Source organism: Rhodothermales bacterium, from assembly GCA_040221055.1.
GTDB lineage: Bacteria > Bacteroidota > Rhodothermia > Rhodothermales > UBA10348 > 1-14-0-65-60-17.
Genome location: JAVJVN010000009.1, coordinates 424,638 through 447,541, shown reverse-complemented (window position 1 = coordinate 447,541; position 22,904 = coordinate 424,638). Strand labels below are relative to the sequence as shown.

Annotated in this window: 22 protein-coding genes; 8 read left to right on the top strand and 14 right to left on the bottom strand. The window is 62.6% G+C overall.

Features of this window, described 5'->3' with window-relative positions; translation table 11 throughout:
- Positions 1 to 51: 51 nt before the first annotated feature.
- The 4 genes from RIE53_04550 to proS form a co-directional block, all read right to left on the bottom strand.
- Positions 52 to 2,538 carry a TonB-dependent receptor gene (locus RIE53_04550; GenBank protein MEQ9103946.1) on the bottom strand — a complete coding sequence of 829 codons (2,487 nt, stop codon included), beginning with the start codon at positions 2,536 to 2,538 and terminating at the stop codon, positions 52 to 54.
- Between the two features lie 118 nt (positions 2,539 to 2,656).
- Complete coding sequence (locus tag RIE53_04545) at positions 2,657 to 3,286, bottom strand: hypothetical protein (GenBank protein ID MEQ9103945.1); 630 nt, start codon at positions 3,284 to 3,286, stop codon at positions 2,657 to 2,659.
- Positions 3,283 to 4,323 (bottom strand): alpha/beta hydrolase-fold protein, encoded by a 1,041-nt coding sequence (locus RIE53_04540; protein MEQ9103944.1) that lies wholly within the window; start codon positions 4,321 to 4,323, stop codon positions 3,283 to 3,285. Before RIE53_04540 ends, RIE53_04545 begins: the two co-directional genes overlap by 4 nt.
- A gap of 3 nt (positions 4,324 to 4,326) precedes the next feature.
- Positions 4,327 to 5,811, bottom strand: coding sequence for a proline--tRNA ligase (gene proS / locus RIE53_04535; GenBank protein ID MEQ9103943.1), 1,485 nt, complete (start codon positions 5,809 to 5,811; stop codon positions 4,327 to 4,329).
- A 198-nt stretch (positions 5,812 to 6,009) separates the two neighbouring features.
- Here proS and RIE53_04530 point away from each other — a divergent pair, with 198 nt between their 5' ends.
- The gene (locus RIE53_04530; GenBank protein ID MEQ9103942.1) at positions 6,010 to 7,158 is read left to right on the top strand and encodes a hypothetical protein; all 1,149 of its coding nucleotides are present in this window, start codon (positions 6,010 to 6,012) and stop codon (positions 7,156 to 7,158) included.
- Between the two features lie 129 nt (positions 7,159 to 7,287).
- Positions 7,288 to 8,850 (top strand): outer membrane protein transport protein, encoded by a 1,563-nt coding sequence (locus tag RIE53_04525; protein MEQ9103941.1) that lies wholly within the window; start codon positions 7,288 to 7,290, stop codon positions 8,848 to 8,850.
- A 27-nt stretch (positions 8,851 to 8,877) separates the two neighbouring features.
- Here RIE53_04525 and RIE53_04520 read toward each other — a convergent pair whose 3' ends face one another.
- Positions 8,878 to 9,282, bottom strand: a complete 405-nt coding sequence (locus RIE53_04520) for a hypothetical protein (GenBank protein MEQ9103940.1) — start codon at positions 9,280 to 9,282, stop codon at positions 8,878 to 8,880.
- A 127-nt stretch (positions 9,283 to 9,409) separates the two neighbouring features.
- On the opposite strand from RIE53_04520, the gene RIE53_04515 reads away from it, so the two are divergent.
- Positions 9,410 to 10,135, top strand: coding sequence for a hypothetical protein (locus RIE53_04515; protein MEQ9103939.1), 726 nt, complete (start codon positions 9,410 to 9,412; stop codon positions 10,133 to 10,135).
- Positions 10,136 to 10,158: 23 nt separating this feature from the next.
- Here the strand turns inward: RIE53_04515 and RIE53_04510 are convergent, their stop codons facing one another.
- The 8 genes from RIE53_04510 to tsaD form a co-directional block, all read right to left on the bottom strand.
- Positions 10,159 to 10,758, bottom strand: a complete 600-nt coding sequence (locus RIE53_04510; protein ID MEQ9103938.1) for a hypothetical protein — start codon at positions 10,756 to 10,758, stop codon at positions 10,159 to 10,161.
- Between the two features lie 17 nt (positions 10,759 to 10,775).
- Complete coding sequence (locus tag RIE53_04505) at positions 10,776 to 11,333, bottom strand: HEAT repeat domain-containing protein (protein MEQ9103937.1); 558 nt, start codon at positions 11,331 to 11,333, stop codon at positions 10,776 to 10,778.
- 88 nt (positions 11,334 to 11,421) lie between these two features.
- Entirely contained in the window at positions 11,422 to 13,143 is a 1,722-nt protein-coding gene (locus RIE53_04500; protein MEQ9103936.1) for a HEAT repeat domain-containing protein, read from the bottom strand.
- A 24-nt stretch (positions 13,144 to 13,167) separates the two neighbouring features.
- The gene (locus tag RIE53_04495; protein ID MEQ9103935.1) at positions 13,168 to 13,983 is read right to left on the bottom strand and encodes a hypothetical protein; all 816 of its coding nucleotides are present in this window, start codon (positions 13,981 to 13,983) and stop codon (positions 13,168 to 13,170) included.
- Positions 13,980 to 14,549 carry a sigma-70 family RNA polymerase sigma factor gene (locus RIE53_04490; protein ID MEQ9103934.1) on the bottom strand — a complete coding sequence of 190 codons (570 nt, stop codon included), beginning with the start codon at positions 14,547 to 14,549 and terminating at the stop codon, positions 13,980 to 13,982. The genes RIE53_04495 and RIE53_04490 overlap by 4 nt, the downstream gene beginning before the upstream one ends.
- A gap of 67 nt (positions 14,550 to 14,616) precedes the next feature.
- Entirely contained in the window at positions 14,617 to 15,663 is a 1,047-nt protein-coding gene (gene mltG / locus RIE53_04485) for an endolytic transglycosylase MltG (protein ID MEQ9103933.1), read from the bottom strand.
- Positions 15,664 to 15,701: 38 nt separating this feature from the next.
- A complete protein-coding gene (locus RIE53_04480; GenBank protein ID MEQ9103932.1) occupies positions 15,702 to 16,058 on the bottom strand; it encodes a chorismate mutase in 357 nt (118 codons plus the stop codon).
- Between the two features lie 6 nt (positions 16,059 to 16,064).
- Entirely contained in the window at positions 16,065 to 17,069 is a 1,005-nt protein-coding gene (gene tsaD, locus RIE53_04475) for a tRNA (adenosine(37)-N6)-threonylcarbamoyltransferase complex transferase subunit TsaD (GenBank protein ID MEQ9103931.1), read from the bottom strand.
- A gap of 105 nt (positions 17,070 to 17,174) precedes the next feature.
- On the opposite strand from tsaD, the gene RIE53_04470 reads away from it, so the two are divergent.
- From RIE53_04470 to RIE53_04450, 5 genes are all read left to right on the top strand, one after another.
- Positions 17,175 to 17,702, top strand: coding sequence for a hypothetical protein (locus tag RIE53_04470; GenBank protein ID MEQ9103930.1), 528 nt, complete (start codon positions 17,175 to 17,177; stop codon positions 17,700 to 17,702).
- Positions 17,702 to 18,169 carry a LytR C-terminal domain-containing protein gene (locus RIE53_04465; GenBank protein ID MEQ9103929.1) on the top strand — a complete coding sequence of 156 codons (468 nt, stop codon included), beginning with the start codon at positions 17,702 to 17,704 and terminating at the stop codon, positions 18,167 to 18,169. The genes RIE53_04470 and RIE53_04465 overlap by 1 nt, the downstream gene beginning before the upstream one ends.
- 124 nt (positions 18,170 to 18,293) lie before the next feature.
- Positions 18,294 to 18,662, top strand: a complete 369-nt coding sequence (rsfS, locus tag RIE53_04460; GenBank protein ID MEQ9103928.1) for a ribosome silencing factor — start codon at positions 18,294 to 18,296, stop codon at positions 18,660 to 18,662.
- A 26-nt stretch (positions 18,663 to 18,688) separates the two neighbouring features.
- Positions 18,689 to 19,159: a hypothetical protein gene (locus RIE53_04455; protein MEQ9103927.1), complete on the top strand. Its 471-nt coding sequence runs from the start codon at positions 18,689 to 18,691 to the stop codon at positions 19,157 to 19,159.
- Between the two features lie 13 nt (positions 19,160 to 19,172).
- Entirely contained in the window at positions 19,173 to 20,006 is an 834-nt protein-coding gene (locus RIE53_04450; protein MEQ9103926.1) for a choice-of-anchor V domain-containing protein, read from the top strand.
- 25 nt (positions 20,007 to 20,031) lie between these two features.
- On the opposite strand, the gene RIE53_04445 is transcribed toward RIE53_04450, so the two are convergent.
- Positions 20,032 to 22,878: a DUF2723 domain-containing protein gene (locus RIE53_04445; protein MEQ9103925.1), complete on the bottom strand. Its 2,847-nt coding sequence runs from the start codon at positions 22,876 to 22,878 to the stop codon at positions 20,032 to 20,034.
- Positions 22,879 to 22,904: the final 26 nt, after the last annotated feature.

Below are 22,904 nucleotides of genomic sequence, written 5' to 3'. Positions count from 1 at the left end.
TACCTGAACAGACACACGAACACGCCAGGCATAACCCCGGGCAGGTCATTCTCACCACCGCACGGACGCCCGCACGTTGATGAGACGGGGCGTCAGTCGCGTGGGCACCCGCTGCCAGATGCCCGTCGCATCCGGTACCCAGGAGTACGCGACGGTATTGGTCATGTTGAACAGGTTCAGGATTTCCGCCGTCAGGTCGAATGCCAGGCGGGAGCCGGTCACGGAAGGCGGGATTTCCTTCGTGGCCCCGATGTCGAACCGGAAGAACCGGGGGAAACGGGCCGAAAACCGGTCTCCGGGCGCTTGAGTGACGATGTTTCCGACTTCCGGACCGGGTACCGGAGGGGTATACGGGAGGCCCGATCCGAAGAGGGTCCGCATATGCAGCTTCCACGTGGGATCGCTCGGAATGTAGTCCTGCACGAAGAGGGCGAGCGTGTGGCGCTGATCGGTGGGGCGGGGTATGATGCCGTCGTTGCGGGGCGTCGAGAATGCGCTGCGGAACTCCTCCCGGGCGACCAGGAAGCTGTAGTTCACCCAACTTTCCAGACCCGGCACCAACTCGCCCCGCAGCTGGAGATCCATGCCCACGTGGCGGCCCCGGGCATCGTTCTCCCCGCTGTAGCGCACGCGGACGTTCTCCACGTCGTAGGAAATCAGATTCGATATGCGCTTGTAGTACATCTCGCCGCGCAGGTACAGGCGTCGGGACGGGAAAAAATACTCGGCGCCCAATACGGCCTGGTCGGAGCGCTGGGATTTCAGGTCCCGGTTGAGCGCGCCCAGGATAGTTTCTCCGACTTCCGGTTTGCCGCGCAACTCCCGGTAGGTCGGCGCCTGGTAATACACGCCGACCGATCCGAACCACGTGATTTCCGGACTCTTGCGTACGGTGAAGGACAGGCGGGGTGAAAGGGTCCATTCGCCCGTGAAGGAATAGTAGTCCGCCCGCAGCCCGCCCGTCGCAACGAGCCGGCCCGGCTCGGCCCGATTCATGTCCAGGGCGTCCTGCACGTGGGCGCTGGCCTGCCATGCGGAGAACGAGGTCGCGTCGTTCAGGCTGTCGGCGACAATCCGGACCACGTCCCCGTTCAGTCCCCGGCCCACGACGACACTTTTTTCCTGCAGGACATCATCGAAGGCCAGCCGGCGGATGCTCCATCCGGCTTCCCCGACGTGGTGCTGACCGGTCAGGATCCATCGGCCGTCCCCCGACACCGCACGCACGCCGACCCGGTTGTCTGCCGCATCCTCCTGTCGGCTGGCCCCGGTAGGGAAGAGGCCGTCCCCGTCCTGGGGATTGTCTGAACCCGGATCGACCTGGAACAGCAACGCCGTCCCGGACAGATCCAGGAACTCCGTTTCGTCCGTATCGAAAACGCTCAGGCTGTGCTCGGTGCGCAAGCCCGGTGTCAACCGGGTGAACAGCCGCCCACCCAGGAAGGCCGTCGTATACGCATCCCGTTCACGGTTGTCGGCGTCGAACGATACCCAGAGCGATTGCAGGTTGGACGGCGAAAGACCCTCGTTCTGGGACAGCGTGCCAAAGAAGGTCTTCCGGCCATTCGGATCGAGGTCGAACTCGTGCGACGCCAGCATGCCCAGCAACTCGATTTCATGCCCCACCGCGAACTCGAAGCCCGTATAGAGCTGGGCATCCAGGTACCGGGGATCATACACGCCCTTCAATTCCTGTGACGCGAAGAAATGCCGGGCCTGGGCCGATCGCAGGCTCCCGCTCACGCCGAGCCGCCCGTCCAGGAAGCCGGATGACGCGGACAGGCCATAGTCCAGCAGCGAGGCATAGGCGCTCACGCGGAGGGAGTCGTCCGTGCGCTGCGGACGGCGGTACTGCACATCCACGGCCGAGGACAGCTTGCCGCCATACCGCGCCGGGAATCCGCCGGTGTAGAGCGTGACCCGGTCGGCCATGTCGGCATTCACGAGCGAGAGCCCCTCTTGCTCGCCCGTACGCGGTCGGAACGGCAGGAAGATCTCGAAGCCGTTGATGAAGAACAGGTTTTCGTTGTAACCGCCTCCACGCACGGAGAACTGGTTCGACAACTCGTTGGTGGCTGACACGCCCGGCAACACCCGCAGCGCCCGGAGGGCATCCCGCACGGGCACCGGAACCGCTGCTATCATTTCCGGCGTCATTTCAAAGACGCCGGCTTCCACCGGTGCCCGGGCTTCGACGGTCACCCCCCCGAGTTCGACCGTGCGTGGCTCGAGGCGCACCTCGCGGACCTGGACCCGTCCGGGCTCCACCACCACGGAATCGAGCCGGGTCACGAATCCGATCGCCGAATAGCGCAACACGAATCGCCCCATGGGAAGCCGGAGTTCGTACCGGCCGTCCGTATCGCTGGCTGTTCCGAAATTCGTACCGTGGACGACCACCGATGCTCCTGGCAACGGAAAACCGTTGTCTGCGGCGAGCACGCGGCCCGTCACGGCCCCCCATTCCTGGGCGTGGGCATCCGGAAGGATGGCCACGAGCATCAACAACGGAATTAACAACCCCTTCAGCATGGACATGGGAAACGGAGGGCGGGCGACGCAGGTCGCAATGTTGGGAAATCCGTAACGCAGGTCCGAGAAGCCATACCGGTTTGTTCGAGCCATGAGACGATGTCCGACAATCCGCGTTCCCGCTCTACAACAAACCGAGTGCGTGAAGGGCCAGGACCTCCAGCGGTGGGATCACCAGGCCGAAGAGCAGGCCCAGAACAACCTCCGCCCGCACATGGGCTTCGGCCTTGACCCGGGCCCACATCACGATGGGGACGGCCAGCCAGAAGGGCCACATGCCGGGCCCGGGCAGCCCTTGGCCGAACGCCGGGTCCAGCGCCGAAAGCGTCCCCAGCATGGCCGCGAAGCCCGCCACGCCCGCCACATGGATGGAAATCTTGACATATCCCGTGATTTTCATGACCAGGAACGTATTCAGTGCCAGGCTGAGCGTCAGCCCCACAACCGGATCCCGCGACACCGGTGCCATGAACCAATAAGCCGTCGCAGCGAACAGCATGAGGGCCAGACCGACGGCCAGGGGACCCTGCCGTACGGCACGGTTGCGCACATCCAACGTCGCTGCCGTGCCCATCCGGACCATCAGGTACAGCCAGCCGAGCGGCAGCAGGAAGAACAGCACGGTGCCCAGGATGGCGACGGTGCGCACTTCAGAGGGAGGGGCACCCACATGTGCCGCGACCAGGGCCAGCAGGATCGGTGGCAGGACGAGCGGATTGATGACGAGCGATATGACGTCCGCAAACGGCTTCAATCCGATGCCCGGGATGGGTCAACACGCCCCAACAGATATTGAAGGGGAAGATGCGCTCGCATTCGCCAGGCGATTTCCGAATGTTCGGCGTCCTCGAAGACGTGGGAGGTGTACGATGCGCCGAGCGTTCCCAGCAGCGCATCCATGTCATTCTGGTACGGAGCAACCGACCGGTCCGACGCGCCGGTTCCGTGGTCCATGTAGAGCCGGACGTCGGCCGACCGGGGCCACTCGGCGGCAATCCAGTCCAGCATGTAGTCTCCCATGAGGTGCCAACTGGTGGACAGGGCGGCTGCGGCGCCGAACACGTCCGGTCGTTTCACCAGCGCATAGATGGAGGCCAGGCCGCCCATGGAGGAGCCCATGATGAACGTGTTCTCCGGTCCGGTCAGCGTCCGGTACTCCGCGTTCACGCGGGGGATGATTTCGTCCACCACGAACGCCAGGTATTCATTGCCCAGGAGCGGGGCCGACGCCGGGATGCCGACACCCGCTTCCAACTGGCGGCGGGCCTCGGCCAGGGTATCGGGCGGGAAAACCCCGGTCATGATGTCCTCGGGGGCCATTTCCAGGATTCGCATGCCGCGGCTCTCGATGCCGACCACGATGGCCGGGCGAACCGCACCCGTATCCACGAGCGCGGTCATGATCTCGTCCAAAGCCCAGTCGTGGGCGCTGAAGGGCGAGCGGGAGGGATCGAACAGGTTCTGCCCGTCATGGACGTAGACGACCGGGTACCGGGCCTCCGGGGCGTCCTCGTAGCCGGGCGGCAGCCAGATCTGGACTTCCCGCGGCTCCACGTGCTCCGAGGGCATCACCGGCCATACGTCTATCCGGCCGGTGATTCCAAGCGTGGGTTCGGGGAGCGACGTCACCGAAGCGTACGGGTACGTCGAATCCACCCCGGCTTCCCCTGCGCACCCGGACAGCAGGATCCACGCCGCCAGGGCGCCGATCACGACCAAGGCCAGGATCCACGGCCGTGACATTCGGCCAGTGAGGTCCAGGGGATTGCGCTTTGCCGGATAGTCCGCCATGGCTCAGTACGCCCGGGCGTAGACCACGCGACCCTTGGACGGCTTTCCGGATACCGGATCGGCGCCCGGCTCACCATCATCCGCAAACGTGCCTTCCAGGGGGATGCACCGGATGGTCGCCTTGGTTTCTTCCTTGATCTGCTGCTCGGTTTCCGCCGTGCCGTCCCAGTGCATGCGCACGAATCCTCCATGGGTGTCCAGCACCTCTTTGAAATCATCGTAGGAATCCACGGACCGGGTGTTGGCTTCCCTGTAGGCCAGCGCCTGGTCGTACAGACCCTGCTGGATGTCAGCAAGCGTGCGTTCAATGAGGGCGGCCAGTCCTTCCCGCGAAGCAGACTGTTTTTCGCCCGTGTCACGCCGAGCCAGTTCAATGGTCCCGGCCGCCACGTCGCGGGGGCCGATGGCCAGGCGGACGGGTACACCCTGCACTTCGTATTCGTTGAACTTCCAGCCGGGCCGGAAACCGTCGCGGTCGTCCACATGGATCCGGATGCCCGCGGCTTTCAGCTCTTTTTCGATGATGCGCGCCTCAGCCAGGACCAGGTCGCGTTCCTCGTCCTTGCGGTAGATGGGGACGAGGGCCACCTGGGTAGGGGCCAGGCGGGGCGGCAGGACGAGCCCCTTGTCATCGGAATGGACCATGATGAGCGCGCCGATGAGACGGGTACTTACGCCCCAGGATGTCGCCCACACGTGCTCGAGTTCGTTGTCCTTGTTCTGGAACGTGCAGTTGAAGGCCTTGGCGAAATTCTGGCCCAGGAAATGGCTGGTTCCGGCCTGGAGGGCCTTGCCGTCCTGCATGAGCGCCTCAATGCAGAACGTATCCACGGCGCCGGCGAACCGCTCACTCGCACTCTTGACGCCTTTGATGACGGGCATGGCCATCCATTCCTCCGCGAAGGTGGCATAGACATCCAGCATCTGCCGCGTCTCGTCCATGGCTTCTTCTGCCGTGGCGTGGGCCGTATGCCCTTCCTGCCACAGGAACTCCATGGTGCGCAGGAACATGCGCGTACGCATCTCCCACCGGACCACGTTCGCCCACTGGTTGTATTTCAACGGCAGGTCGCGCCAGGACTGGATCCAGCGGGCGTACGTATCCCACATGATCGTCTCCGACGTCGGCCGGACAATCAGGTTCTCCTCCAGCTTGGAGTCCGGATCGACGACCAGGCCCTTCTCCGGATCCACCATCAAACGGGAGTGGGTAACGACGGCACATTCCTTGGCGAATCCGTCCACATGATCCGCTTCCCGGGCCAGGAACGACTGCGGAATGAACAGCGGGAAGTACACATTTTCGTGCCCCGTCTCCTTGAACATGGCGTCGAGGGCGGCCTGCATGTTTTCCCACAGGGCATATCCGGTGGGCCGGATGATCATGCATCCACGGACAGGGGAGTAGTCAGCCAGTTTGGCGTGCTTTACGACGTCCAGGTACCACTGGGAGTAATCGGTGTCGCGCGGCGTGATAGCGTCAGCCATAGTGTACAGTCGGTGAGGTCAATCGAATACAGTTGAAAACGTGCGGGGGGTGCATCAGGGCCGTATATACACGCCAATCGGGTCAATGACCCTCTTGGTCCGGTATTTGCGTCACTATTCATTGAAACAAAATCACTGCGGAACGCTAACCTGATCCGTAGAGGTCGCAAGTTACTGAAACCGTCGCCAACGAACGTCATGAGAACCGCGCCGTCCCCATCCGCTTCCAGATCCCTGTTTGCTTCGTCAGGCCGGCTGGCCCGCTTGGGTCCGCTCGTGGTTCTCTTGCTGGCGGGAACCATGCTCACGGGGTGCTATACCCAGATCGCGGCCCTCGACCCCAATCCACAGGGGCTCGCCCGCGTGGAAGCCGACTATGAGCGGGACGGTGATGTGGTCGTCACCAAATACTATGATGACGGCACTGTCGATGAGGACTATTATGAGGCCGGCTATGATTGGTACGCGCACCAGCCGTATGCGTACCGCGGCTATTTCTCCCAGTTCTACGATCCACTCTATGGCGTAGGCGTGTACGATCCGTGCTGGGATTGGGGCTATTGCCGCTCCGGATTCGGATACGGTGGATACGGTTCCGGCTTCTCGTTGACGGTCGGCTTTGGTTCGTGGGGGCGATACGGTGCGTGGGGCAGCTACGGCTATCCCGGATTCTACTCGTATTTCCCGACCTGGGCGTTCCATTCGGGTTACTATGGCGGCTACTACGGCGGGTATTATGGCGGGTATCATGGGGGATCCGGTGGGGTCCGCGTCCGCGACAATCAGAATTACGGCCCACGTGGTTCCACGATGACCCGGAATGCCCTGGACGGACGATCGGGCGATGCCCGGGGCGGACGCGAGGGTACGCTGGTGGGCAGCCGCAGCACGTTGACGGGCAGCGGTTCGTTCAGCGACCGGAACGTGGTGTCCGTGGGTTCGTCAGGCTCGGCGGTGGGACGCGACGCGGCCCGCAGGACCACCCGCTCAACCATTACCCGCACGACGGACGATTCCCGGACCCGGACCGTAACGCGGGGAACCCGGACCACGGTTCCGACCCGTTCCACGCGTTCGACCCCGACCCGATCGGCCACTCCGGCCCGATCGACGACGCCGAGTCGCTCGGCACGCCCGGCAACCCGATCGACTCCGACGCGGTCTGCTCGACCGGCATCCGATTCGACTCCGACTCGTTCCGCGCGGCCGGCAACCCGGTCGACTCCGACCCGTTCAGCCACGCCTGCCCGATCCACGGCACCGACCCGTTCTGCCAGCCCGCCAACCCGGAAATCGGGCAATGATTCCTCCTCGTCGCGCGGTCGTTCCAGTCGCGGAAACAACTGACGAACCGGGATTCGGTCCTCTTGTCTCCTTCTTATTGGCGCAGATTCCATCAGGGCGTAGTGTGAACACGCCCTGGCACGCCCTTTTCAAAATGTAACCTGCCAGGTTACAAATTAAACTGAGCCTGAAATGAACCGGAAAACCACGCTTTCCACCTATGCGGCGCTGATGGTCGGCGCGATCCTCATGGCTGCGGCTGTCGCGCCCGCAACGGCCCAGGACGGTACCGATGCCCTCCGATTCATGCAACGCCTTCCCGGGCTGTCCACGGCATCCGCCGGGATGGGAGGTGCCGGAACGGCGGGACGTTCGGACGTTGGCGCCTTCACGACCAATCCGGCCGGTCTCGGCTGGAATAAAGGCTCCTGGTTTTCTGTTGATCTGCTGAATCAGAACACGACGGACGAGGCCGCCTTCACGGCTCCCGGTTCGGAGTCCTTCCTGGAGTCGGACGTGTCGTCGACCGGTCTTGCCAGCCTGGCCTATGCCTACCGGGTACCGACGCTCCGGGGCTCGCTCGTCGTCGGGGCCGGCTTCAACCAGGTCCAGTCCTTCTCCCGGAGCCTGTTCTACTCGGGGACGAACAACGCCAATTCCGTGACGGATTACTTCATGCCGCTGCCCGGTGAGTTCACACTCGACTCGGATGACCAAGGGGTATTCCCGTCCTTCACCCGGGACCTGTCGTTCATTGCCTTCGAGACATTCGGTATCGACCTGGTGCCTGATCTGGTGGATGCGGGCGATCCCGTTCCCTTTCTTCCTGCTGTTTCTGCGGGAACGGTGCTTCAGGATGGATTTGTCGAAGAGAAAGGCCGGATGTCCGAGTTGAACTTTGCCGGATCGGTGGAGGTGGCGCCGAATGTCATGGTGGGGGCATCGCTCAACCTGCCCTTCGGCACCTACACGTACTTCCGTTCGCATTCGGAGGACGACTTCCAGAATGACAACGACGGGTTGGGCGGGACCACCGACTTTTCCGGGCTGACGTTCGAGGAGTCCTTCTCGTCGGACATGATTGGCGTGAGTCTGCGGGCCGGTCTCTCGGCCAAGGTCGCGGACGGTGCCCGGTTCGGCCTGACCGTCGAAACCCCGACGTACCTGTCCGTGGATGAAGAATACAGCACCCTTCTTGACGTCTCGTTCGACAATGGGGACCGTTTCGTGTACGGTGACGGACTCACCGAGACAGCGGGGTCCGGGACATTCGAATACACGGTCACATCGCCCTGGAAGGTGGCCATCGGCGGAGCCTGGACAGGCGGTGGACTGACCCTGACGGGGGACGTCGAGTGGGTGGACTGGTCGCAACTGGAATTGGACGCCAGCGAGTATTCCTTTGCGGACGAGAACCTGGAAATCCAGCGGGCCCTGGACGCCGTACTGAATGTCCGGCTCGGCGCCGAGTACGTCATGAACCAACTGTCCGTGCGCGCCGGTTGGGCCGGCTATCCGGATCCCCGGGACGCCGATTCACCGCTGGCAGCGGCGAACCTGGTGGACCGCGGTCGTCAGTTCGTTTCCGCTGGCCTGGGCTTTGCGTTCACCGAGCAGGTCTCGGCCTCGCTCTCGTGGACCCGATCCATGTGGGATGACCAGTTCGCCCCGTATGCGGACGTGACCGGTGCGCCGGATGTCCGGGAAGAAATCACCCGGGACCGCGTCGCCATCGGCTTCACCTTCGGATTCTGAACGGGCCAATCGGAGCGTTTGACCGGCTCAGCTACCCGTCTGGGAGCAGGAGTCGGAATCCGAGACCGTGAACGTACCTCCACCCGATACTTCCGTGACGACCATGGAGATGTTGGCGGTGCCATTCCGCACCCGGGCGTCGCCTGACAGCGCCACCGTCGTGCCGGCCGGAACGGTCCGGGTCAGGTTCCACGGACTGGTCGCATTCGTGACCGACTGTGCGCCGGCATCGGCCGTGTACGTCACGGATTCGAGGTCGACATCGCCGGAGAACGTCACGGAATACTCCACGGTGGCCGTGGCACCGGTCGTTATCGGGCCCGCCTCCAGGTTGCACACAAGGCCGTCGTCGGATGAACTGTCACACCCCGTCACCACCAGCAGGCAGAAGATCAATGGAAGAAGAAGGAAGGTGGGAGTCGAGAAACGCATGAAAGAGCCGGATGATGGGGATACAATCGATTCCGTCGCGACAAGAGCCGGACCGGTTCCGGAAGATACCATCCCCACGTCCCAACCTCTACCTTGTCACCGATAACCCGAACACCCTGATCCTGCCATGATCCCCCGAATCCCATCCACATCCCCGGTCCTGTTCACCATCGTGGCCATTGCGTTCGCAACCTCCGGGTGCTCCGGCGTCAACAAACTCGCGGAACACGATTACGAAGGTAAAACCATGGCGGTGACGGCCCCGTTGGCTCCACGGCCTGAGATTTTCACCGACGACCCGGCCGACGACGAAGATGCGCCTCGAAGAGGGAACCGGCTCATGCGCACCCTTGCCGCCGTTGCCGAAGTCGCTTCGGAAGTTGCGGAAGCGTTCACCGCTGCCGATGCCCAGGCCAAACTGGACAGTGCGGCTGTATTGGTGGACGTATCGGCCATGGTGGCCGACGGGATGAAGGATGAAGCCATCCGCTATCTGAATGTGGTGGGCACCGGGGATGCCAACGCGGCCGATTACGTCCTGGAGGTAAACATCGAGAAGCACGGCATTTATTCGGGTTCGAATTACGACCAGCGTCTCGAGTACCGGCTCGAAGCCAAGCCGGTACTCATGGACAACAGGACGGGCGAGGTCATCTGGCGTCGGACCGTCAAACAGGACTATCCGTTCACGGAGGGCTCCACGTCGCGCACATTGGCCCGGACGGGCAACGCCATTGCCTTGTCCGAACTCACGGTCGACGAGCTGGCCCTGGTCCTGGAGAGCATGGCCAGCGATGCGGCCCGGGATATTGCCCGCAAACTCAGCGACGACATCAGGGACGCGAAGAAGTAGGACGTGTTCACACGCCCTGGGCCTCAGGTTCCGCGGGCCGCGCGGATGAACGCCAACAGGGTCCGGTGGGCGGAGGGTGTACCCAACGCACCCAGTCCGTACAACGCGGACTTCCGGTGATCGATGTCGATGTCGGCATCGGCCGTCCGCGTCAGGAAAGCCTCGATTCCGGGCACGTCCGGGTGGTGTCCGAGCATGTACAGGAGGGTCGATTCGCCCCCGGATTCCCACGCGGACTGCAGGAACGCGGCACTCTCGGCCTCCGGGACATCCACGAACCAACGGAGGGCTCCGTCCCGGACCTGGATACCCGAGTCCATCCGCGTCACATACGCGTGGGTGACCCGACCCTGGTCCAGCTTCAGCAGGAATACGGGCGCATCCGGATCCGCCGTGGACGTCCGGATGCCCGAAGCGGCCAGTTGTTCGGCGAAGGTCAGCGTTTCATCCTTGCTCCACCACGTCACGCTGCCTGACTTCGCGGACCAGGCGGGAGCCCAGGCCAACCATCCATCGGGGGCGGAGTCCAACGGTCCGGATGCGGCCACCATGCGGGATTGCTGGGCCGCCGCCTGCGGGGACAAACCCCCGATTGTCACCACACAGGTGAGGACGGCCAGCAAGAATGTGATTGGATCCTTCATTGCAGGTTTCCGATCAGGTCCACCAATGCTTTTCGGGCGACGTCCGAATCCTGGTTGCCCAGGGCATGCACGGCGGCCTTTCGGACGTCATTCGGCGCATCGGAGCCCATGACGGCGACCAATGCCGGCACGGCATCCGCATGGTCGGAATTCCCGATGGCGTACACGGCGGCCTTCCTGAGCTCGGTTTCCGCATCTCCCGAAGCTACGCCCCGGAGGAACGACACCACGTCGGCCCCGTCATGGTTTGCGACGGCATACAGGACGGCTTTCCGGACTTCAAGGGGCAGCGGTTCATCGATAAGCGGAAACATCATGGAGATCGACTCGGCGTCGAGGGAATTGGCCAGCGCATAGACGGCTGCCTTGGCCAGTTCAGGGTCATTGGCGTGGATATCGAGGCCGGCAAGAACCACGGGTGCGGGGGCACGCTCAACGAGGTCAACGCTGCGGGTCAACAGATCTGCCGGGCGGATGCCCAGGAAGGGCATGGCGGCCGTGATGACAAAGCCCGTCAGGACGAGGATGGCGAGGACGGTTCGTGTTCGTTCCATGGATGTCGGGGCGTGAAGGCACGCGTTTATTGCAGGAAAGAGGGGGAGGGCGGAGCGGGAAGCGGTGCGACCAACCGGGTCGCGGGCGTCAATTCTCGCCCAGCAGCTCGATGAGTACGGCTCGGGCCTTGTCGGTGCCGATGTTTCCGAGGGCCTGGACCGCTGCGGTGCGCACCTGCGCGGGTGCGTCACTGCGGATGATGGTGACGAGTGCGTCAACGGCATCATCCGATTCCGCTTCGCCCAGCAAATGGATGGCGGCCCGGCGGACATCGTCGTGCGGCGTGGTTTCCAGCACGCGGACGACGGCCGACACATCGAAATGGTTCGTCTGTTGCAGGGCGTACACGGCGGTCTTGGCCAGTTCCGCGTCCGCTCCGTTGGCAACGGCCAGCAGGAACGCGGAGGCGTCATCATGATCGCCGTTGGCGATGGCATGCAGGGCGGCCCGGCGGACATCGCCATCGGTGGATGAGGTGAAAACAGCCTCGAGCGCTTCCCGTGCGCCCTCACCGTCCAGGTTGCCGATGGCATAGACGGCTGCTTTCTGGAGTTCGGTATCGTTCCCCGACGTTGCTACACGCCGCAGCGTGCCGAGTGCCACCGTGCCTTCGCCCTGGTTGCCGATGGCGTACAGGGCGGCTTTCCGGACCTCGGTTGTCCGGCCATTGTCCAGGATCCGCGCCAGTGCTTCGCCGGCTGCCGCGCCGTCCTGGTTGCCCAGGGCATAGGTGGCGGCTTTGGCCAGTTCGGGGTCATCCGACGTCAATGCGACATCCACGAGTGTGGGTATGGATGATGCCGCATCCAGATTGCCGATGGCATACAGAGCGGCCTTCCTGACGTCCCGGTGCGTTGCGTTTTCCAGGATGCGGGTCAGGGCGGTCGCCGACCGGGTACCGTCAATGTTCGCGATGGCGTAGGTCGCGGCCTTGGCCAACTCCTCATTCGCGTCGCGCAGGGCCACGCGTTCCAGGATGGGAAGGTTGGCCTCGTCCGATTCGTTTGCGAGCGCATAGAGCACGGCTTTCCGGACATCGACGTCCGTGCTGGTATCCAGGATATCCAACAGGGCGGTCCGGGTGGCCTCCGTTCCGCGCGGGTACTGCTGGCCGATGGCGTACACCGCAGCCTTGCGGACGTCGGCCGAGGCATCCTCCTTGGCAATCCGGATGAGCGTCGGGACCACGTTCCCGGAGTCGAACTCGGCCAGGACATACACCACACGTTTGCGGACCTCTTCGGATCCGGATCGCTCGTACAGGGACAGGACGGCGTCCCGGGCATCGTCTCCGCCCATGTTGCGGAGCGCATAGAGGGCGGTCAGGGCGACTTCTTCATTGGCTGAGGTCCGCAGATCCTCCGTCCGGACCCGGTATTCGGGGCGTCCGGCCTGGGCAAGGCGGTTGGAAATCCGGATGAGAGCCGATTCCGCATCGTCCCGGAAGGAGCTGCCCTCGTGGCTCGTACGGAAGCGATCGAAACAGTCGAAGGCTTCGGTCGATACCGGGTCCATTTTCTCGGCGGCAAAGCAGCTGTAGAAGGCGGCGTGATCGGCCCGGTTGGAGTCCGGGTACCGGTTGACGAAAGCGGTCATCTGATGCCGTGCATCGCTCCATTTGCCGTCCAGGATGAGGGCATTCGCTGCGGCATAGGCGCGGGCTTCCGCGTCCGCCCCGGCAGTCTGTGCCGTGGACGGGTGGGTGAGCGCCGTAAGGAAAAGGAAGCCGAGCAGGGCGGCTGTGGTCTGGTTGTTCAAGCGCATCATGGTCATCTTCATTTCAGTCATCTTCATTTCGGTCATCTTCATTTCGGTGGCGCGGCAAATCACGCCCTAGAGCGCCGTGAGTTCGATTTTGAACAGGAGGCCGTTCCGATCAACGCCCTCCCGGATCATGGCTACATCCTGGGATCCGGACTCCGGTCGGGCATGGGCCATCTGCAACAGGACCAACTCCAGTTCCTGCAGCAGGGCCGCCAACCGGGCCTGCTCTCCCGCGTCCAGTCTCCCATGGATTTCAGCGGCCTGGACGGCCAATTCGCCGGCCGCACGCTGTCGCAGGTCCATGTTGGGTGCCTGCTCGGTATTCATGATGTCCAGAAGCAACGTGCGGGACCGGTCCAGGACATCCATGGCGCTGGCGACGGTCGGGTCGGGACCTGTGGGCGGGCCGGGTGCAACGTCTGCCGAAGGCACGCCCGGCTGCCCGGCCCGCCCAATGAAGATCCCGGAGACAATCAGCACGATGGCGGCAGCGGCCCGGAAGCTCCACGCCAGAACGCGGGGAGTGAACGTGCCCGGCTGCGGCCGTCGGTGCGACCTGGACGGTGTGGGTGATTGGAGGGTCGGAAGGGTCCGAAGCCGGGGTCTCGGAGTGGAGTCGCTGGCAATCCGCGCCATGACCGAATCGGCGAAGTCGTCGAAGAATGCAGCCGGAGGCTCGCTCCGATCGGGTACGACGCGCGCCAGCAGTTCACGGCGGGCATCCAGTTCCTTGGCGCAGGTTGGGCAGGCGGTGACATGCTCACGGACGCGCTGCTCCGTTGCCGCACCGGCCGTGCCGAGAGCGACCTCTGTCAGAAGGGGATGGATGGCGTCGGAATCCCGGCACATCTTCGGAGCAGGTTGATGGTTGTCCGAACGGGTCATGATGTCAGTTCTTCCTTGAGGTGGGACAACTCGACCTGCAGTTTCCGGACGGCCCTGTGCAAGAGACTCTTGACGGTACCCGGGGCCACGTTGAGCGATGCGGCGGTCTCCTGGACCGGCAACCCGTGGAAATGCCGCAGTGTGAAGGCGGCCCGTTCCCGTTCCGTCAATACCCCGAGTCCGCGCGCTATACGGGACTGCACGATGGATGCGTCGGCCATCGTGTCCGTCTGCGACGGGGCAGTTCCGAACGCATCGGGACGGGAGGCGTCCGCTTCTTCAGGAAATACGCTGACGTGTGTCCGCTTCTTGGCCCGACGGTCGTTCAGGTACGTGTTCACGGCAATGCGACGGAGCCAGCCCGACACGAGCGGCTTGTTGTCAAGCGGGCCGTTCAGGGTATGCAGGGCATGGTAGGCTTTCACGAATACGTCCTGGGCAAGGTCTTCTGCGTCATGGTGATTGCCGGTCAGATCCCGACACACGAAATAGATCGTGCGCTGGTGGTCTGTGACCACGGACCGGAAACGGTCAGGAGGGATGTCGGGAATCGTGGTTTCCGGCATGGGGCAATCGGTGTACGCATCCCAAGACACAGGCGAGCGCCGAATGGTTTACGGCGCCGTGCAGAACTTATTCCGTCGCGGCCGAGTCCGCGTTCTGGCGGGCCTGTTCGGCCCGTCGCTCCCGCATGATGCGGTAGTACTCGTTGGCACGCCGGCGATGTTCGGCCAGGGTGCGGGAAAAGATATGCGTTCCGTCGCCCCGGGCTACGAAGAAGTAGTATCCGTGTGACTCGGGCGTCATGGCGGCCTCGATGGAGGTCAACGAAGGATTCGTAATGGGTCCGGGTGGAAGTCCGCCGCGCCGGTAGGTATTGTACGGATGGTCAATGCGGTAATCCCGGAAGAACAGCCGACGCTTGTCGCCTTCCTGCAGCATGACAGCGTACTGGACCGTCGGGTCGGCGTCCAGTCGCCAGCGATCGCGGAGCCGGTTGTGGTACACCCCGGAAATGGTACGCTTCTCCGCGACGTGGCTGGTCTCCCATTCAATGATGCCCGCCAGACGGATGATTTCGTCCGGGGTATACCCGCGGGGCAACGCTCCGAGCGTATCGATGGCCGCCGAAACGGAGCGGTCGGCATGGCTCTTTATCCGTCGCACCACGTCTTCCGGATCGGTCAGCCAATAGAAATCGTACGAGTCCGGTACCATCCAGGCCCACAGATGGGTCGTGTCGGTCCCGAGGGTAGCCGCGAAGGCACTGTCGGACAGCACGGCGTCCAGTTCGGCTTCCGTGAAGGCCATGTCGCGCGCCATACCGCGGATAAGGCGCTCCCGCCGTGTTCCTCCGGGCACGCGGATCCGGATGGGGCTCTGAAGGCCCTGTCGCAAGGTCAGGAGCAGGTCCACATTGGAGGCGCCGGCATCGAAGAGATAATGCCCGGCCTTGATCTGATCCCCCCAGCCGGTCAGCCCGGCCAACCATACGAAGCCGGTCCGCTTGGCCAGGATACCAGCCGATACCAGGCTGTCCGCGACCACCTCCACGGAACTGCCCGGCGGCAGTTTGACGGCGCGCGCATCCTCGAATTCCGGGGTTGCGGACCACCAGAACAGATGGGCAGCGAGGCCGAGTCCGGCCAGTCCGGCCACGAAGAGCGCGGCCAAGACCATGTATGTTTTCCGTCCTGCCTTCACCATCCGTCCCACCGTCACTCTTCCTCCTGGTAATTCCGTCGTTCCAATGACCGGGTCTCATCTATGATCCGCTCGAACAAGCGCCGGATGGCGGTATCCGGCAGGGGACCCGGATTGACCGACATGACGTGATTGAGTACTTCCTCCTCCCGTTTCGGGACGTAGACCGGAATGTTGCGTTCTTTCTTCAGCCGACCGATCTCGTTCGCGCTGACGGATCGGATGTTCAGGAGTGCCAGGACCAGTTCGTCGACGGTGTCTATGCGCCCCCGCCAATCGGCGAGGTCCGCGTCGGACGGCATCTCCCGGAACAGGGCATCCAGTTTGCGGACGAGTTCTTCGCGTGTCATCGGGCGGGATTCAGGGGGCATGGCGGATTACGCGAAGGGGAGGGAGGGATGGGCCACCAGATCCAGCGTGGACGCATGGCCGGCCTCCAGTCGTTTCCAACCGGACAAGGCAATCATGGCCGCGTTGTCCATGCAGAACCGGAAATCCGGTACATGGAAGGTACCGCCGTGCGCCTCAACGAGTCCGGAAATCCGTTCCCGAAGACGTCGGTTGGCCGATACGCCGCCAACCAGTCCGACGCGGGTCGTGCCTGTTGCGACCATGGCCCGCTCCAATGGTTCCACCAGCATGTCGACGACCGCTTCCTGGAACGATGCACACAGGTCCGCCGTGTGGTCCTCCAGATAGGTCTTCCGGGCCTCCACATCCATGTCATTCAAATGATACAGGACGCCGGTCTTGATCCCCGAGAATGAAAAGTCGAATCCGGGAAGCCGGGTGCGGGTGAAATGATGGTGGGCTGGGTGGCCCCCTTGGGCCAGGCGATCGATGACGGGTCCGCCCGGCCATCCGAGGCCGATCATCTTGGCCACCTTGTCGAAGGCCTCTCCGGCGGCATCGTCCCGCGTGCGGCCCATGAGCGACCGCTCTACCGCGGACGTCATATGAACCAACTGTGTGTGACCGCCGGAAACGATGAGGACGAGCAGGGGAAACGCAGGCGTCGCATCTCCCAGGAACAGGGATTCAATATGACCATCCAGGTGATGAACGCCCACGACCGGGATATCCAGTCCAAGCGCGAGTGTCTTGGCCAGGCTGACGCCCACAATGAGCGATCCGATGAGTCCGGGTCCCTGGGTCACGGCAATGCCGTCCAGGTCGGTCCGCTGGATACCGGCCTCGTCCAGGGCACGCTGGATGGTGGGGAGCAACACGCGTTCATGGGCCCGGGAGGCCAGTTCGGGCACGACACCCCCGAACGCCTCATGGTCCAGTTGCGACGCCACGACGGACGACCGCAACCGCCCCCCGTCCACGACAGCGGCCGCGGTGTCATCGCACGACGTTTCAATTCCCAGAACGATCATGATACCCTTATTTTTCCCCCTGGAATTCCGGTACGCAACAAAACATTTGGCTCCTCAGGTACGTTGATGATATTATACGAAAGCTGACAACCCCGGAAGAACACCATGCGACGATTGCTGACTGCCCTCTGCCTGATCCTCATGCTGGGTCTCGCTGTGCCCGTCCAGGCGCAACTCCGAGGCACCAATACGACCTCTTCGACGGCTGTGCGCTTGTATGACACCGGCAGCTCGGGGTTGTCCCTGAACCGCTTCTTCACGCCAGAGCACTTCCGGATGTCCCATTCGTTGGAAATGACGGCCAGTTCGTTCGGCGGGGGTTCCACGCTGGGCATGTATACGAATACCATGATGTGGCAATTCAACAGCAAACTCGCCGCACGCGTGGACATGGCCATGACCTACGGGCAAACCAACGCCTCCAGTGCCTTCAGTCAGACGGGTGGACAGAACGGACAGATCTTTCTGAAGAATGCCGAAATCGAATTCCGTCCGCGGGAAAACATGCGGTTGAACCTCCAGGTCCGGCAGAGCCCCTATGGCTCGTACATGAATCCTTACGGTTATCGCGACTCGGCCATGGGATATGACACGCACCGGACGAATCTCTTCTGGAATGACGGCCTGAAATAGTGGCAGACGGCCGTAATTTCCTCCTGAACACGGGACTGGTGGTGGCGGCCGTGGTAGCGGCCATCCTGGTATATGCCCTGTATGCGCGCGTCACCGTCGAGCGTCCCGATCCCCGGAGATTGGATGATTCCGGTCGGCAATCCGGGGACTACATCCAGGTGGAAGTGTTCAACGGATGTGGAGAGGAGGGCGTCGCGAAGCAGTTCCGCGACCATTTCGTGGCGCTGGGTTTCGACGTCGTCGGGGTGGACAATTATACGCGGATGGACGTCGCCGAGACCATGATCGTGGATCGCGCAGGAAACTTGGAGGCCGCGCGGCAAGTTGCCTTGGCTCTCGGAGTTCCGGAATCCCGCATTGTGCAGGAAATCCGACCGGACTATTTTCTCGATGTCATGGTTGTCATCGGGCTGGATTACGCGGAACTGACCCCCTATTCATCCGGAACTGGATCATCACAGAGGTAACGCCCTGAGCAGTACAACGCAGAAAACAAAGAAATCGCAGAAACAGACCATTGCGGATCCGGTCCCGGTGGATGGACCGGATAAAAGGCGGCAGACGTCCGCTTCGGTACGACGGATTTCCCGATTGGCCGTCGAAGCCATCCTGGACAAGAAGGGACGGGACATCCTCATCCTGGATGTGCATGAAGTCAGTGGCATGGCGGATATCTTCATCCTGGCCACCGCCGACTCGGATCTCCAGGTCCGTGCCATCACCGAAGCCATCCGGGTGAAGATCAAGGAGGAGGCCGATGAGCGGCCTTGGCACGTGGAGGGGACGGATCATCATCAGTGGGTCCTCATGGACTACGTGGATCTCGTCGTCAATATTTTCCTTCCGGCCAAGCGGGAATATTACGCCCTCGATCGATTGTGGGGCGATGCACCGCGCGAACAGGTCGTGGACGACGGCCAGGTGGAAGATGTCCAGATGCTGAAGGAGGATGCGTCGTGATGCGTTGGTCCCTTCTCCTGATTGCCGTGAGCCTCGCCTCCTGCATCTCGTTCTCCCGGAACGAGCCCTTGCCGGAGGACCGGTTCGGGCATCGGTTGGAGGGCACGACGGATGACGGGCGGACCACCATTGCCATCAATCCGCCCGTGGCGGACGTGGAGTACCGGTACTTTCCGGCATCCTACGAATCCATTTCCGTTCGACCCGGTCCATCGCGTACGGCCGGTGATGCCGCCGCGGACGCCGGCGTCCAGGTGGAAATCCTGGTCAAGGGAGCCTTTCCCGATGCGTGCTCCGAGCTCCACGATGTCTCGCAGCAGCGCAGTGGCCGGTTCCTGGACATCACGCTCCAGATGCGCCGGCCGGTGGGTTCGGTTTGTGCCGCCGTCCTGCGGCCCTATCGCTTCTACCTGACCCTGGAGGGCACATACCCCCCGGGTGCCTACACGTTGACCTTGAATGGTCGTACGACGCCGTTCGAGATAAAGGAAAACTGACCTCATGAAACCCATGTTCAGATTCTTGTTGGTGGTCGTTCCCATGCTCCTGGTTGGAGCCCGGGCGTACCGGACCGGTGCGCCGGCGTTCTCGACGGGTGCACCGAACGAACAGACGTGTGCTGCCTGTCACACGGGCAATCCCGTGAACGATGCGTCCGGATCCCTGGTCATCGTGGCTCCGGCGAACTACGTACCAGGAAGCACGGTCGACCTGGTCGTGCGCGCCCAACGCGCCGGTGCCAGCCGGTTCGGATTCGAGATCACCGCCCTGGACGGCGCGAACCAACCTGTGGGTACGTTCGACGTGTCCGGGCCAGGCATTCAGCTGGCCTTGGGCAGCACGCATCATGTGACGCACGATCCCGCGGCCAATGCGACCGGCGAATTCGAGTGGACCGTGCCGTGGGAAGCGCCGGCATCCGGGACCGGCGAGGTCACCTTCTATGCGGCCGCCAATGCGGCAAATGGTGACTTTTCCAACTTCGGCGATTTCATTTTCACGGCAATGCAGGCGTCCAGTGAAATGTCCGGCACTCATGTGGATGGGCGTGATGCCGTACCGGGCCATGCATGGTCCCTGCAATCCGTGTGGCCCAACCCGCTTCTGGACAGCGACCTCTCGCTCCGCGTGGAGGCCTTGCCCGGAACGACGTTCGACGTGAGCATCCACGACATCCAGGGCCGCATGGTCTGGTCCCGTGCGGTTGATCAGGGCGATGGATCAGGTGCCCGGTTGTTGGCCGGTACCCGCGATCTGGCACCGGGTGCTTACATCGTCCGCGTCGGTACCCATGGGGCCGACGGTCCGGCCGTCCAGACGCGCACGTTTACCAAGTTGCGCTGAGCAGCAACAGCCTTCTAGGCGAGTTTTATCGGTTCTCGTACAGGCGTCGGAGTTCTTCCGGAGTCTGACGGTAGGTCGAGTCGCCGATGGCGTCTGCAATGGCATTCGTCAACCGCGCCGCCGATTCGAAATCCCCTGAGGTCATGTAGCTGGTCCGCATGATGTCGATGAAACGTCCCAGCCGTTGGATGCCGCGCGTGTCCAGATTGTCACTGTTCGTGAACCGATGCAGGATGAGCGGTTCGGCCTTCTTCAGGATGGCATTTGCTTTCTCCGCGTCGCCAAGATCCCGGTAAGCCTGGGCCAGGAAAATGAACGATGTCTCATCGCCCGGGATGGTCTCGAACGGCACCTGTTCCATGAACCAGTCCAGCAACTCGATCCCTTCTTCAATCAGCCCGGCATCTGCCATCTGGGACGCCGTGGTCGAGAAGATATTGCGGTAATTATCGACCATCCTGCGGATGTTCTCGTCGAAATACACGTCCGGATCGTTCAGTCCACGGAACCGGAATTGGCGCAATCTTTCGTCCGAAATGCCCGGTACGACGCGGCCGTACAACTGGTCGTGCTTGATGGGGACAATGCGGTAGGCCTGTCCCTCCAGCTGGAAATAGTCCTGCAGGTCCAACTGTCCGTCCGGTGCAACGGTCACGGCGAAGTAGATGGGACGTTTCCAATCCTGCTGGGCGTTCGTCATGATCATGTTCAGCGCGACCTGGTCGGCCCCGTACAACAGGTTGATCTCCTGGTCATAGGGTCTCCCTTCAAGCATCCAACGCATGGGTGACTCGATTTCGGCCGAGTCGCCCATGGGCACGAACCCTGACGCTTCGTTCAGTCCGGCCAACAGGCGGTCCCGGTCCACGGGCAATTCGAGTTCACGCGGTCGCCAGGCTTCAATGGTCAGGTCGTCAATGGCCGCGTCCGGCATGCTTATGGGAAGCGGCTCGGACGTGCGAGAGTACTGGTTCTTGAGCTGACGCACGTACCACGGCGTGTTGAGGAGCGACAGGTTCGCTACGCGCACATCCTGGCGCACGCCTTCCACTTCCTGGGCATACCAGAGCGGGAAGGTGTCGTTGTCTCCGTTCGTGAACAGGACGGCATTGTCGTCCACGCTCATGAGCATGTTGTAGGCATAATCGCCCGCCACGTAACGGCCACTGCGGTCGTGGTCATCGTAGTTCTCCAGTGCCATCCATCCCGGGACGGCCAGGAACAGCACGATGGCACCTGCCCATGAGAAAACGGCCTGCGCCTGCTCATTGAATCGCCCTGCAAGGGCATCGTTCATCAGGCGGATGATTCCGGTCGCGCCGAGCCCCACCCAGATGGCGAAGGCGAAGAAACTGGCGACGTAGGAATAGTCCCGCTCACGAGGCTGGAACGGCGTCTGGTTCAGATACAGGATGATTCCGATGCCCGACACGAAGAACAGGATGCCGACGGCGAAGGCCCGGCGCCGGTCCCGCATGAAATGGAAGGCCATACCTATGAGACCCAGCAGGAGGGGAAGCCCGAAGTACACGTTCCGGCTGGCCCGTTCACTGGGTGTCTGGTAGAAATAGCGTTCGTCCTCGCGGTCCGAGAGGCCTGTGATGGCAGGAGCGTCCTGCGTGTCGTTCGCCTTTCCGACGAAATTCCACAGGAAATACCGGACATACATGTGCCCGACCTGGTACTTCCAGAAGAACTCGCTGTCCGACTGGTACTGGCTGTATATGCGGACGTGGTTCGGGTCCTGGCTGTACCGACGCGGAAACCAGGTCTCGCTTCCCGGTCGCGTGTCTATGCGCCCCAGTTGGTTGTCGTACGTGTTTCCCTTGAGGATGGGGGTATTGCCGTACTGCTCCCGCTTCAGGTACGAAATGATGGCTTCCACCGTCTCGGGATCGTTCTCGTCGATCGGCGGATCGGCGGCGCTCCGGATGAAAATCAGGGAATAGGTGGAGTACCCTATGAGCACCATGGTCATGCACAACATGACCAGGTTGAGTGCCTGCATGCCTTTGGCATGGGACCACCAGACGCCGAAGGCCACCGTCGCGATGACGGCAATGGCGAAGAACACGGGTACGCCCGATGCGCCGGCCAGACCCGGCAGCACCTGGACCACGCCGGGGTAGATGACCAGGAAGATCACGACCGATACGAATCCGGTCGCCAGCAGGCCCAGGAATTGCTGTTTCGGGGTCCATTCGGGCCGTTCGAACTCGAAATAATAAACAATCAGTGCGATGAAGAACACGGCCAGCAGGTTCAACAGGTGCACGCCGATGGCCAGGCCGAACAGGTAGGCAATCAGGATGAGGTACCGGTTGGTGGCCAGGCCGAACCGATGTTGGCCACCGGACAGACGCTCTTCCTCAAGGGCGGCTTCTTCGCGCCACTTGAGCACCAGCCAGACCACCAATGCCGTGAACAGCATGGACATGGCATAGACTTCGGCTTCGACGGCGTTGAACCAGAAGGAATCGGTGACGGCGAACGTGGTTGCTGCGATGACGCCACCGGCCAACGCTCCAATCCGATCCACCCTGGCCCACGTCGAGGGGTGTCCCTGCCATTCCCGGACCAGGCGGACCACAATCAGGTGGAGCAACATGACCGTCAGTGCACTGGACAGGACCGATACCAGGTTCACCGACAGGGCAACGAACTCCGTTGGCACAAACATCGAGAAAAAACGTCCTACGAGCATGTAGAACGGCGCACCTGGCGGGTGCGAGACCTGCAGCCGGTTGGCAATGGCAATGAACTCGCCCGAATCCCAGAACGACGTGGCGGGAGCCACGGTCAGGATATACAGGACGAAGGCGTACAGGAATACGAGGCCGGCAACCAGTCGGTCAGTACGTTTCCAGTTCATTGGCGGGCTTGAGGATGTAGGGGGGC